Origin of the sequence: Halopseudomonas pelagia CL-AP6 (assembly GCF_000410875.1) — a bacterium.
GTDB lineage: Bacteria > Pseudomonadota > Gammaproteobacteria > Pseudomonadales > Pseudomonadaceae > Halopseudomonas > Halopseudomonas pelagia.
Genome location: NZ_AROI01000006.1, coordinates 264937 through 278071, shown reverse-complemented (window position 1 = coordinate 278071; position 13135 = coordinate 264937). Strand labels below are relative to the sequence as shown.

Genomic DNA, 13135 nt, shown 5'->3' with positions numbered 1-13135 from the left:
GCAAGGCATTATACCTATCACCGGCATCAGCCTCAATCGCTATCAGCTCTGCAACGGAATTATTCTCTGAAACTGCCAGGCAGGCTAAGATGGGCACATGACTGATGAGACCCTGTTTAAACGATTGACCGCCGAACGCGACGTGCTTAGCGTCAGCCAGCTCAATGCCCGCGCCCGCAGCCTCCTGGAAGATGTATTCCCGCAGATTTGGGTCGAAGGCGAGCTCTCCAACCTGGCCAAACCCTCCTCCGGGCACCTATATTTCAGCCTGAAGGACAGCAAAGCGCAGATCCGCTGCGCGTTCTTCCGCCAACACGCCAGCCGCGTGCGCATGGACATGCGTGACGGCCTGCAAGTCCGAGTACGCGGGCGCGTCAGCCTGTATGAAGGCCGTGGCGACTACCAGTTGATCGTCGACAGCATGGAAAGCGCCGGTGATGGCGCGCTGCGCCAGGCTTTCGACGCGCTGAAAGCCAAACTCACCGACGAAGGCCTGTTCGCCACCGAACGCAAACGCCCGCTACCGATACATCCCAAGCGCATTGGTGTGATCACCTCGCCGAGCGGCGCGGCCGTGCGCGACATTATCAGCGTGTTCGGCCGCCGCGCACCCTTTATCGAACTGATCATCGTACCTACGCCCGTGCAAGGGCGAGAAGCCGCGCCGCTGATCGTCAAGGCGTTGCAGTTAGCTGACCGGGCTGGCTTCGATGCACTGATACTTGCCCGCGGCGGTGGCTCGCTGGAGGATTTGTGGCCTTTCAATGAAGAGATGGTCGCCCGGGCGCTGGCCGCCTGCCAAACCCCGACCATTAGCGCAGTGGGGCACGAAACGGATATTTCCATCAGCGATTTTGTCGCCGATGTGCGCGCCCCCACACCCTCCGCCGCCGCCGAACTCCTGAGCCCGGATCAGCAGGCGATGCTGCTGCAGGTCGAGCGCGTGCACCGGCAACTGCAACAACGCATGCGTGAGCGCCTAGCACGTGAACATCTGCGCTTGGACAGCCTGCGCCGACGCCTGCGCCATCCGGGTGAGCGGCTAGCCCAGCAGGCACAACGACTCGATGATTTCGAACTGCGGCTCAAGCGCGCGCTACGCCAGCAACTGACGCTATTGGGGCAGCGCCACGAGCGCCTCCTCGCCCGGCTACAGGCCCAGCACCCGGGTAGGCACCTTGCTCTGCTGCGCCAGCGGCTGGACCAGTTTGACCAGCGCCTGCCCAGGGCTATCGCCCAAGGCATGCAGCAGCGGCGGCAACGGCTCGACAATCTGGCCCAGACCCTGCACCTGGTCAGCCCATTGGCAACGCTGGGCCGCGGTTACAGCATTCTGCTCGATCAACAGGGTCGCGCACTGCGCAGCCACGCCGACGTCAAACCCGGGCAGCGGGTTGAAGCGCGCCTGGCCGACGGCCGTTTGGCACTAAGGGTCGAGAGCGACCTGGACCAACCCCATACCCTCCCACTTCTGGATTGACGCTTAAATGAAAGCCTTTATTGCCCTGTTGTTAATGGCCTGCCTGAGCCTGCCCGTTCATGCCGAAGGCTTTATTACCCGCCTGCTGAACAAACCAGTACCTGGCGGCGTAGCCGTAGTCGTGTTGCCGGAACAGGACAGCGCGCCCCGGGTGCGTTATCAAGACCAGTCGGTGCTGGTCATACGCGAAGACAACCAACGCTGGATCGCGATAGCCGGCATTCCGCTGACCGTAAAGCCGGGGACTGAACAGCTGGAACTGGATAACGGCCAGAAGCTGGCCTTTAGCGTGGGCAGCCGCGAGTACCCGGCCCAGCGCATCACACTCAAGAACCAGCAACACGTCACGCCCGACCCCGCACACCTCAAGCGCATTCAACGCGAGCTGAACGAGCAGATTGCCGCCTACAAAACCTTCAGTCCACGGCAGCCCAGCAACCTGATGCTGGATCGTCCGGTCGAGGGTCGGTTATCCAGCGCCTTTGGTCTGCGGCGCATTTTCAACGGAGAAGAGCGCAACCCGCACTCCGGACTGGATTTTGCCGCCCCCAGCGGCACGCCGATTAAATCACCCGCCGCAGGCAAAGTGATCCTGACGGGGGATTACTTCTTCAACGGTCAAACCGTATTTGTCGACCACGGCCAAGGCCTGATCAGCATGTTCTGCCATCTGTCATCGATCGGCGTGAAGGTGGGCGATGAACTGGACAGAGGTGAAGTACTCGGCAAGGTCGGCGCCACCGGCCGTGCCACCGGGCCCCATCTGCACTGGAACGTAAGCCTGAACAACGCCAGAGTCGATCCCGCCATTTTTATCGGCGCCTACATGCATTAAAGCGGCCCGAAATAGCACTCAGCCTGGCAGGGTGGAGAAAGTGGAGATAACAGGGATGTTATCTCCAAGCCTCCAGGGACGGATTCACGGCGTCTTTCGGAACCCTGCCAGGCTGACAGCGACAATCCCCGAGCGCACCACATTAGCAGCGGTCGATCGGCGCAAAAAACCACCAAACCCTACTAAATTAGTGCACATAAATTGCACCATTCGCATGTAAACAGGATTTTGTGGCGATTTTATAATCGGCATTGCAATAAAAAACCCAAACAACTAACTTTACTGCAACAACACCCTATTTAAAGCACAACTGCGCTCACGAGGCGCCGAATAGAACAGGACATACCCCATGAGCATGCTCAAAGACCCCTCAAGCAAATACAGAGCCTTCCAACCGGTCGACATCCCCGACCGCACTTGGCCGTCGAAGACCATCACCGAAGTCCCGGTGTGGTGCAGCTCCGACCTGCGCGATGGCAATCAGTCATTGATTGAGCCCATGGACCCGGCACGCAAACTGCGCTTTTTCCAGACGCTGGTCAACATCGGCGTCAAACAGATCGAAGTAGCCTTCCCGTCCGCGTCGCAGACCGACTTCGACTTCGTGCGTACGCTGATCGAAAAAGGCCATATCCCCGATGATGTGACTATCCAGGTCCTGACTCAGGCACGGGCCGACCTGATTGCCCGGACCTTCGAGTCAGTACGCGGCGCCAAAAAGGCCATCGTTCACGTTTATAACGCCACCGCCCCCAGCTTTCGCCGTATCGTCTTTAACCAGGACAAGAAAGGCGTGGTAGAGATTGCCGTGAATGCCGCCAAGCTGATCAAAGAGCACGCCGAGCAGCAGCCGGACACGCAGTGGACCTTTCAGTATTCACCGGAGATTTTCACCTCCACCGAACTGGATTTCGCCGTCGAAGTCTGTGACGCAGTACTGGATGTGTGGCAGCCAACGCCAGAGCACAAGGTCATCCTCAACCTGCCCGCTACGGTAGAAGTGGCCACACCTAATCACTATGCTGATCAGATCGAATGGTTTGGTCGCCATATAAGCCGCCGTGACAGCGTGCTGATAAGTCTGCATACCCACAACGATCGGGGCACCGGCGTGGCGGCGACCGAGCTTGGATTACTGGCCGGGGCTGATCGCGTTGAAGGCTGCCTGTTCGGCAACGGCGAGCGTACCGGTAACGTCGATCTGGTGACCCTGGCCTTGAACCTGTACACCCAGGGCATCCATCCGCAGCTGGACTTTTCCGATATCGACGCCGTGCGCAAGGTCGTGGAGGAATGCAATCAGTTGCCAGTGCACCCACGTCATCCCTATGTGGGTGATCTGGTCCACACCGCATTCTCCGGCTCGCACCAGGACGCGATTCGCAAAGGCTTTACCCAGCAGAAGAGCGATGCACTCTGGGAAGTCCCTTACTTGCCGATCGATCCTGCCGATATCGGCCGCAGCTACGAAGCGGTGATTCGCGTCAACAGCCAGTCCGGCAAGGGTGGCATCGCCTACCTGCTGGAGCAGGAATACGGCATCAGCCTGCCAAGACGCATGCAGATCGAATTCAGCCAGGTGGTGCAGGGCGAAACGGACCGGCTGGGCCTGGAAATGAGCGCACGGCAGATTCATGACCTGCTCGACCAAGAGTATCTGCAGGCCAGCAGTCCCTACGCTCTGGTGCGCCATCGCCTGCAGGAGGAGAACGGTACCAGTGCGGTGGATGTCGAAATACTCAGCGGCGGCGAAACCCAACACTGGCGCGGGCTTGGAAAGGGTCCGCTGGAGGCCTTGGTGGCGGGCTTACCGGTCAAAGTGGAGATCATGGATTATCACGAGCACGCCATTGGCTCTGGCAGCAACGCCAAGGCAGCGGCCTATATCGAGATCCGCCTGGACAACGGCCGCCCGCTGCACGGCATTGGCATCGATGAAAACCTGACCACTGCCAGCTTCCGGGCGCTGTTCAGCGCGTTGAACAGAGCGCTGCGCCAGGCGGAGTTACAAGCCGCTTAGGTGCGGTAGGCTAGGTGCGGCCGGCTAGGTGCGGCCGGAGCTGTTAATATCTGCTGCAAAGAAAAAGGCTGCAGTGCATTGCACGGCAGCCTTTTTCGTAAGCCCTCAACTATCAGCGCTTATCGCGCCGCTTCTTTTCAGCGGTCTTGTGATGACTCATCAACCGGCGTTTTTTGTTCACCTGCCGATCAGTCAAGGTGTTCTTGCGATCCTCGTAGGGATTCTCACCCGACTTATACTCAACGCGAATCGGCGTGCCTGACAACTTGAGCACCTTGCGGAAAGTATTTTCCAGGTAGCGCGTATAGGAACCGGGAACCTTTTCCAACTGATTGCCATGCACGATGATGATCGGCGGATTGGAGCCACCCAGGTGCGCATAGCGCATCTTGATACGCCGGCCATTGACCATCGGCGGCTGGTGCTCGCTGACAGCATCCTCAAGGATCTGCGTCATGCGGTTGGTCGGCACTTTGGTCATGGCGCTGGCAAACGCCTTGTCCACCGACTTGTACAACAGACCTACGCCACTGCCGTGCAATGCGGAAATGAAATGCAGATCGGCGAATTCAGCGAAAAACAGGCGACGCTTGAGCTCGATCTTGACGTAGTCCTTCTCACGCTCGTCCATGCCGTCCCATTTATTGACCGCAATCACCAACGCGCGCCCTGCCTCCAGTGCAAAGCCCAGCAGATGCAGGTCCTGATCGACAATCCCATCGCGAGCATCGACCACGAAAATCACTACGTTGGCATCCTGAATCGCTTGCAGGGTCTTAACCACCGAAAATTTCTCGACCGCCTCAAATACCTTGCCACGACGACGAACACCGGCGGTATCGATCAGCGTATAGGGCTTCTCATGACGCTCGTAGGGAATATAGATACTGTCACGCGTGGTGCCAGCCTGATCGAATACGATGACCCGGTCTTCACCCAGCATGCGATTGACCAGCGTCGACTTACCCACGTTCGGTCGGCCGATGACGGCGATCTTGGTGCCGATGGCTTCGACGATACGCCGGCCTTCGGCGTTCTCGCCCTCTACCGCACGCTCGGCCATCAGACTGGCGATGCCATGCTCGCCCATTACCTGCTCAAGCATCGGGTTGATATTGCGGCCATGGGATGCCGCGATACCGATAGGCGCACCCAGACCCAACGCGGAGAACTCACCCAGGATCGAATCCGGATCAGAGCCGTCAATCTTGTTCGCGATCAGATAGGTATGCTTGTTGCGCTTGCGCAAGTGCTCGGCGATCAGCTCATCGCCCGCCGTTCTGCCGACCTGCGAATCCACCAGAAAAAGCACCGCATCGGCTTCTTCTATGGCCTGCAGCGACTGCCCGGCCATCTCCATGTCCAGACCCTTTTCTTCGCCGGTAATACCGCCGGTGTCGACCAGGATATAGGGCTTGCCCTGCCATCTCGCCTCACCATACTGCCGGTCACGAGTCAGCCCGGCCACATCGGCCACGATCGCGTCACGACTTTTGGTCAGACGATTAAAAAGGGTGGATTTGCCGACATTCGGCCGCCCCACCAAGGCGATAACAGGAACCATGATCACTCCGCGCACGGATCACCGCGCAATAAACAAAAAGGCCGCTGCGCCAGAGAAGTCGGGCAGCGGCCGGAACAGTATAGCGGTTTTGCTTTATTGCAGCTTCAGAGCTACCAAGTCGCCGCTGTTACCGTAGACATAAAGCGTATCGCCAATGGCAATAGGCGCAGCACGCACGCCTTTGCTGTCGACCCGAATCCGCGCAACCAACCTGCCATCGGTCTGAGCCAGCAAATGCACATAACCTTCAAAATCGGCCACGGCAACGAAGCTACTGAAGGCAACCGGCGCTGTCAGGTTGCGGCGCAGCAGGTCCTCGTTGGTCCACAGCGGTTGCGCACGGTTGCGGTCAACCGCTTCTACCGTGCCGTCGGCGTGACTGACGTACAAGCTGCCAAAACCTTCACCGAGGCCCACATGACTGGATGCCGGATACTGCCAGAGCGGGGCACCGGTCTCCGCATTCAATGCGGCCATAACGCCCTGAAAGCTGACCACATAAAGAGTGTCATCCTGCAGCAGCAAATCACCATCGATATCGACCATCCGCTCCAGTTCAGAACGACCCTGGGGTTGAGCCACGCGCTGCTCCCACAGCGGCAACCCGCTGTCAGCGGCCAATGCCACCACCCGGCCGCTGGCTAACCCGGCATAGACGCTACGCAGGCTGACCACTGGCGTACTGTGACCGCGAACGGTAAGCACCGGCAGGCTGGATTCATAAATCCAGCGTTGCTCGCCAGTACTGATATCCAGCGCAGTGAGCTTGTCGTCCTGAGTCTGCACCACCACCACGTCGCCATTGGTCTGTGGCGGCGCCAGCACTTCACTGGACACCTGGGCACGCCAGAGCTCACTGCCGTCGTCCTCAGCCAGCACGATCACTTCACCGTCCAGCGTACCGACCATCACTCGGCCGCCACCAGCACCGACGGCGCCGGACAGCCGCTCATCGAGCTTGACCTGCCAATTGACTTCGCCGGTATCGCGATCCATGGCAACAATGCGCCCTTTCACGTCGGCGGCATACAGCGTCAAACCATCAAGCGCCGGGCTAAGCTGCGTAAACAGCTTACCTTGACCTACGCCGATATTGCGCTTCCAACTGCGCTCGAATTTCTGTTCGGCGGTGAATTTTTCCAGCTCGGCGGGGGGCAATTCTTTCTTGCCGGAACTACCGCAGCCAACCACCAATGCGGTGGCCAGAGCCATGGCAAGATATCGGAACTTCAGGTTCACTAGACTTCCTCCGCCAGATCATCCAGCTTCAACTGTAATTGTGGGCGATCACGTGGATCATCAATCGCCTCCATCGCCGCCAGGTAAGCCTGGCGCGCCTCATCAACACGACCCAGGCCTAACAGCAGATCGCCACGGACTTCTTCACGACCGGCCAGCAAAGCACCATCAACGTCACTGGAGAACAGCTCAAGGCCTTCTTCAGCGCGCTCTTGATCGGCCAGCACGCGTGCCAGTCGCTGACGAGCCACTTCCTGCAGGGTCTCATCGCCAGCTTGCTCGGTGACGTCGCGCAGTACGGCCTCCGCACTGCTCATGTCACCGGCTTCAACGGCCAACCTGGCCTGCATTAGCCCGGCGAACTGGGCATAACGGGTGCCGGCATATTCACTACGAATCTGCTCTGCCAACTCGGCGCCACGGGTCCGGGCCTCTTCGCTGTCACCCGCCAGAACGGTTTCCAGCATATTCTGGTAAAGCGCCGATGCATTGGCCGCCTTGTTGTCCTGGTAATTGGTCCAGCCCTGCCAGCCGAAAACCCCGGCCAACGCGATGACAACCCCCGTGAGCAGCGGGATACCATGGCGGTTCCAGAGCTCCCTGATTTTCTCGACCTGTTCTTCTTCTGTCTGGTAACTCACCCTTGTCTCCTCACCTGCGCAAAAACGGCACCAGGCCGCTTACAACAATTGTTTTAGACGTGCCGGCACATCTTGCCAAGCTACATTTTCTTGCTCGCCTTCAACGCGCAGAGGCTTGATACCCACCCGCTGAACGGCCACTTCATCCTCGCCCAGAATCAACGCCAGCAAGGCACCTGACTTGTCAGCCTTCTTGAACTGACTTTTGAAGCTACCACCCCCGCAGTGCACCACCAACCTGATATCAGGCAGCGCATCGCGTAGTTGTTCTGCCAAACGGAAACTTGCTTTAGCGGCCTCGTTACCCACAGCCACGAGGTAGACATCAACCTGCCGGGCCAGTTCAGCGGGGGCCTTGTCCAGCGTCTGAATCAATAACAACAAGCGCTCGATACCCATTGCGAAGCCAACGGCCGGCGCCGACTTGCCGCCCAGCTGTTCAACCAGACCATCATAGCGCCCACCCGCGCACACCGTGCCCTGGGAACCCAATTGATCTGTCACCCATTCGAACACTGTCAGACCGTAGTAGTCCAGCCCCCGTACTAGACGAGGATTGATCTCATAGGGCAGCCCCGCAGCGTCCAACAATGCGCACAGACCGGAAAAGTGCTCACGGGCTTCATCATTCAGATAATCGGCCAGCTTAGGCGCATCCCCCAGCAACGCCTGCGTACCCGGGTTTTTACTATCTAATACGCGCAGAGGATTGCTTTCGAGGCGCCGCTGACTGTCCTCATCCAGTTGCTCAAACCGTTCGCGCAGATAGCCGACCAAGTCCTCGCGGTAACGCGCGCGGTCGCTACTGCTGCCCAGGCTGTTCAACTGTAAGGTGACGACATCCTGCAAACCCAGCTGTTTCCAAAGCCGCCAACTGAGCAATATCAGCTCGGCATCAATATCTGGCCCGGTCAGATTGAAGGTTTCCACGCCAATTTGATTGAACTGACGATAGCGGCCTTTCTGCGGCCGCTCATGGCGAAACATGGGGCCGTTGTACCACACTTTCTGGCTAGCGCCGCTCCCTAGCAAGCCATGCTCCAGCATCGCTCGCACGCAACCTGCCGTCCCTTCGGGGCGCAGGGTCAGAGAGTCGCCATTGCGATCATCGAAGGTATACATCTCCTTCTCGACGATATCCGTCACTTCACCAATAGTGCGCTTGAACAGCTCGGTAGACTCGACGATCGGTAGACGAATCTGCTGGTAGCCATAGCTGCCCAGCAGTTGCGCCACGCTGCGCTCAAAATACTGCCAAAGCGCTGTATCGGCGGGCAAAACATCATTCATGCCGCGCACGGCTTGCAAGGTCTTCAAAGCATCTTTCCTTTATCAGCCACGGGCAATGGTATTGGCTTCCAGCGCCTGCTTGGCAGCAATCTTGTCACGAATCATTTTTTCGAGGGTATCGACCAGGTGTGCATTGTCCACTTTCTGGTCCGGTACGCCACCGACATAGAGTAAATTGTTCGGCGAGCCGCCGGTCAGGCCGATATCGGCTTCTTTGGCTTCGCCCGGGCCATTGACCACACAGCCAATAACGGCCACATCAAGTGGCACGACGACATCTTCCAGGCGTGCTTCCAATTCGTTCATAGTCTTGATCACATCAAAGTTCTGCCGCGAACAACTCGGGCAGGCGATGAAATTGATGCCACGTGAACGCAGGTGCAACGACTTCAGCAGGTCGAAGCCGACCTTGATTTCTTCAACCGGGTCTGCCGCCAGGGAAATACGGATGGTATCGCCAATGCCCTCGGCTAACAGCAGCCCCAGCCCCACCGCCGACTTCACTGTGCCCGAGCGCAATGCGCCAGCTTCAGTGATGCCCAGGTGCAATGGTTGTTCAATCTGTGCGGCCAGCAGACGATAGGCACCCACGGCCATAAACACGTCGGAAGCCTTGACGCTGACCTTGAAGTCCTGAAAATCCAGTTTATCCAGAAAATCCACATGCCGCAGAGCCGAGTCTACCAGTGCCTGGGGCGTAGGCTCGCCGTACTTCTTCTGCAGATCCTTCTCCAACGAGCCGGCATTCACACCAATCCGAATCGGGATGCCGTGGTGGCGGGCAGCGTCTACCACCGCGCGCACCCGGTCTTCGCGGCCAATATTGCCAGGGTTGATGCGCAGGCAATCTACACCCAGCTCAGCGACCCGCAGGGCTATCTTGTAATCAAAATGGATATCAGCCACCAGCGGCAACGTCACCCGCTTACGAATCTCACCGAAAGCATCGGCCGCTTCCATGCTGGGTACCGAGACCCGCACGATATCCGCACCCACCGCCTGCAGCTGATTGATCTGCGCCACCGTCGCGGCCACATCGCAGGTCTCGGTGTTGGTCATGCTCTGCACCGAGATAGGCGCGTCGCCGCCCACCAGTACCGAGCCCACACGAATCTGCCGGGAAACACGACGCTTGATAGGTGATTCATGATGCATGCTGCTTACTCCTTACTGACCCAGGCGCAGACGGACTACACCCGACTGACTGTAAGACTGCATATCCACCGGCTGACCACGGTATTCGATTTGCGCCACCGATTCGATCGCGCCGATAACCAGGTCCACCGGGCCGGCGTGGTCAAGACTCAACGCCTGCCCCTGCTGCATAAGGCTGCTATGCAACACCTGACCGCCGACAGCCGTGACCTGTAACCAGCAGTTGCCGCTGAAACGCATTTGCAAGCCTCCTGCTGCTGACGCCGAGGTCACCGATTGCAGCGTCGGTTCGGCTGCGGGCTGCACTAACGGCGCCGTAGCTGACTCAACCTCCGAAGCGGAGCTGGCCGGCACAGACGAGTCAGCGGTCAGACTCGGCTCACCCATGATCAACGCTGGCTGCTCGCTTTCAGCTGCGGCTTCGGCCTGGCGCTGCATATCCTCGGCCATGTTACCGGGCAGCGCGAGCGCATCCACTTCAACTTCGTCAATCAACTGATCGGCCGTACTCGCTTCCTCTGCCGCACCCTGGACCGGGCGGCTGTCGTACCACCAAACCAACACCGAAGCGAGAATCACCAGAGCAATAATTACCGATGACCAGGTGACCAGCAGGTGCCCGGCCTTGCCAGGCGGGGTCAGTTTATCGATACCGCTAACGCTGCGTTCACGCACTACTACCCCAACGTAATTGTCGTACTCCAGCACCAGCCGGGTGGGATCCAGCCCAAGCATGCTTGCATAGCTACGTACATAACCACGGGCGAAGGTTTCGCCGGGCAATTGATCGAAGCGGCCGGCCTCCAAATGCACCAGAATCTTTTCCGGGAGGCGCAGGGTGCCAGCGGCAGCGGCCGTGGTTAGCCCCTGTTTCTCACGCTCCATACGCAGAGTGGCACCTGGATTTTGCTTGTGCAGCTCGGGGAGCGCTTCCTCTAGCGTGTCACGCTGTTGTGTACTCATATCTATTCTGAAACCTCAAGGGCCTTGGCTTGCGCGCTAGCCGGATAAAGTCGACGTAACTGCAAAGCATAACTTGCCGCACGGTTATGATCTTCAAAGCGGCGGGCCAACTGTACGCCCAACCACAGACTCTCAGCATCCTGGCCTGAGTACTCAGTAAAGCTGCGGTAATAACCCCATGCCGGCACATAATTCTGCGCAGCGAATTCGAGCTTGGCCATTTCCAGTAACGCCAATGGCTGTCGACTGTTCAGGCGTAATGCGCGCTCAAAGCTAGCCTTGGCGTCTTCCGCTCTACCCATACGCGCGTAGGTCAGCCCGAGGTTTTCAAATACCCGGGAACGCTCCGCGTAAAGATTGTCTTGTGCCGCCTGCTGAAAAGTACTCAGCGCCTCTGGATAGCGTTCCTGATTGAGTAGAAACACCCCGTAGTTGTTGAGGATCCGCGGATTGGTTGGGTCGCTGGCCTGCGCCGCCCGGAAATGCTTGTCCGCCGAGTCATATTCGCCCTCGCGCTGGAATACCATGGCCAACGCAATATTAGCCGAGGCGGAGCGCGGGTCGATCTTCAATGCTTCACTCAGAGGCGCTTTAGCGCTCTCAGTCTCGCCTTCCTGCAGATAACCCAGACCTAGCTGAATATAAGCATCGCGCGCCGCATTCGGTACTTTGGCCCGTTGCGGTTGATCCGATGTAGTGACACAACCACTCAGGGCCACGCCGAGCAAAAGTACCACTGCAAGCTTAGGTATTGTCATCACAATCGATCCTCGGTTGGATGTTTATCGTTCGGAAACCTGAGACTGTACCGGGACCGGCTCATCTGCGTTCAGCTCTCTGAGAGCGATATAACGTTCACTGCGGCGGGTGCGATCCATCACTTGACCGACCAGTTGACCGCAGGCGGCATCGATATCTTCACCACGAGTGGTACGTACCGTCACTTGATAACCAGCCTTGTGCAGTAGGTCCTGAAAACGACGAATACTGTTATTGCTCGGCCGCTCGTAACCCGAATGAGGGAAAGGATTGAAGGGTATCAAGTTGATCTTGCACGGCGTTTCGCGCAGTAACTCGATCATTTCTTCAGCGTGCTCAGGCTGATCGTTGATGTCTTTGAGCATGGTGTATTCAATCGTCAACACGCGCTTGTCACCCAGCCGGGCGATATAGCGATTGCACGCTGGCAGCAGGACCTCAAGCGGATACTTCTTGTTGATTGGCACCAACTGATTGCGCAGCGCATTGTTCGGCGCATGCAGCGACAGGGCCAGCGCCACATCGGTGATTTCGCCGAGTTTATCGATCATCGGCACCACACCAGAGGTGGACAAGGTCACCTTGCGCTTGGATATGCCATAACCCAGGTCATCCATCATCAGCAGCATGGAATCGACTACATTGTCGAAATTGAGCAGCGGCTCGCCCATGCCCATCATGACCACGTTGGTAATAGCGCGGTCGGATTTGCCCGGAATTGTCCCGAAGGACTTGTTGGCGATCCAGACCTGGCCAATTATTTCGGCCACCGTCAGATCGCTATTGAAACCTTGTTTGCCGGTAGAGCAAAAGCTGCAATCCAGCGCACAGCCAGCTTGGGACGAAACGCATAGCGTGCCCCGGCCATTCTGCGGAATATAAACCGTTTCTACGCAACTGCCTGAGGCAACACGTATCACCCATTTGCGGGTGCCGTCTGTGGAAATATCTTCACTGACCACCTCCGGTGGCCGAATCTCGGCACAGGCGTCGAGCTTTTCGCGCAACACCTTGCCGACATTGGTCATATCTTCAAAGCGGTCAACACCAAAGTGATGAATCCATTTCATGACCTGCCCGGCGCGGAAGCGCTTTTCCCCGAGACTCTCGAAGAAGGCTTCCATTTTCGGCTGTGTTAGTCCCAGCAGATTGATCTTGCCGGTTGCATCGGTCATGGCGGTCACATCAC

Annotated in this window: 11 protein-coding genes; 3 read left to right on the top strand and 8 right to left on the bottom strand. The window is 58.1% G+C overall.

The annotated features are described in order from the left end of the window. The first annotated feature begins 97 nt into the window (after window positions 1-97). The 3 genes from xseA (at window position 98) to leuA (ending at window position 4335) form a co-directional block, all read left to right on the top strand. On the top strand, window positions 98-1480 hold the full coding sequence (gene xseA, locus K787_RS0105725) for an exodeoxyribonuclease VII large subunit (protein WP_022961835.1): 1383 nt from the start codon (window positions 98-100) through the stop codon (window positions 1478-1480). Window positions 1481-1487: 7 nt separating this feature from the next. Then, window positions 1488-2315 carry a peptidoglycan DD-metalloendopeptidase family protein gene (locus tag K787_RS0105720; RefSeq protein WP_022961834.1) on the top strand — a complete coding sequence of 276 codons (828 nt, stop codon included), beginning with the start codon at window positions 1488-1490 and terminating at the stop codon, window positions 2313-2315. Window positions 2316-2664: 349 nt separating this feature from the next. Continuing rightward, window positions 2665-4335 carry a 2-isopropylmalate synthase gene (gene leuA, locus K787_RS0105715; protein ID WP_022961833.1) on the top strand — a complete coding sequence of 557 codons (1671 nt, stop codon included), beginning with the start codon at window positions 2665-2667 and terminating at the stop codon, window positions 4333-4335. Window positions 4336-4447: 112 nt separating this feature from the next. On the opposite strand, the gene der is transcribed toward leuA, so the two are convergent. The 8 genes from der to rlmN form a co-directional block, all read right to left on the bottom strand. Continuing rightward, window positions 4448-5899: a ribosome biogenesis GTPase Der gene (der, locus tag K787_RS0105710; protein ID WP_022961832.1), complete on the bottom strand. Its 1452-nt coding sequence runs from the start codon at window positions 5897-5899 to the stop codon at window positions 4448-4450. Window positions 5900-5992: 93 nt separating this feature from the next. Further along, window positions 5993-7111 carry an outer membrane protein assembly factor BamB gene (gene bamB / locus K787_RS0105705; protein ID WP_040640836.1) on the bottom strand — a complete coding sequence of 373 codons (1119 nt, stop codon included), beginning with the start codon at window positions 7109-7111 and terminating at the stop codon, window positions 5993-5995. A 26-nt stretch (window positions 7112-7137) separates the two neighbouring features. Continuing rightward, window positions 7138-7779 (bottom strand): YfgM family protein, encoded by a 642-nt coding sequence (locus K787_RS0105700; RefSeq protein ID WP_022961830.1) that lies wholly within the window; start codon window positions 7777-7779, stop codon window positions 7138-7140. Window positions 7780-7818: 39 nt separating this feature from the next. Then, window positions 7819-9096: a histidine--tRNA ligase gene (gene hisS / locus K787_RS0105695; RefSeq protein WP_022961829.1), complete on the bottom strand. Its 1278-nt coding sequence runs from the start codon at window positions 9094-9096 to the stop codon at window positions 7819-7821. A gap of 15 nt (window positions 9097-9111) precedes the next feature. Next, the gene (gene ispG / locus K787_RS0105690) at window positions 9112-10224 is read right to left on the bottom strand and encodes a flavodoxin-dependent (E)-4-hydroxy-3-methylbut-2-enyl-diphosphate synthase (protein WP_022961828.1); all 1113 of its coding nucleotides are present in this window, start codon (window positions 10222-10224) and stop codon (window positions 9112-9114) included. Window positions 10225-10236: 12 nt separating this feature from the next. Then, the gene (locus K787_RS0105685; RefSeq protein WP_022961827.1) at window positions 10237-11187 is read right to left on the bottom strand and encodes a RodZ domain-containing protein; all 951 of its coding nucleotides are present in this window, start codon (window positions 11185-11187) and stop codon (window positions 10237-10239) included. A 2-nt stretch (window positions 11188-11189) separates the two neighbouring features. Next, window positions 11190-11945: a type IV pilus biogenesis/stability protein PilW gene (gene pilW / locus K787_RS0105680; RefSeq protein WP_022961826.1), complete on the bottom strand. Its 756-nt coding sequence runs from the start codon at window positions 11943-11945 to the stop codon at window positions 11190-11192. Between the two features lie 24 nt (window positions 11946-11969). Beyond that, window positions 11970-13121 carry a dual-specificity RNA methyltransferase RlmN gene (gene rlmN / locus K787_RS22310; RefSeq protein WP_022961825.1) on the bottom strand — a complete coding sequence of 384 codons (1152 nt, stop codon included), beginning with the start codon at window positions 13119-13121 and terminating at the stop codon, window positions 11970-11972. Window positions 13122-13135 lie beyond the last annotated feature (14 nt).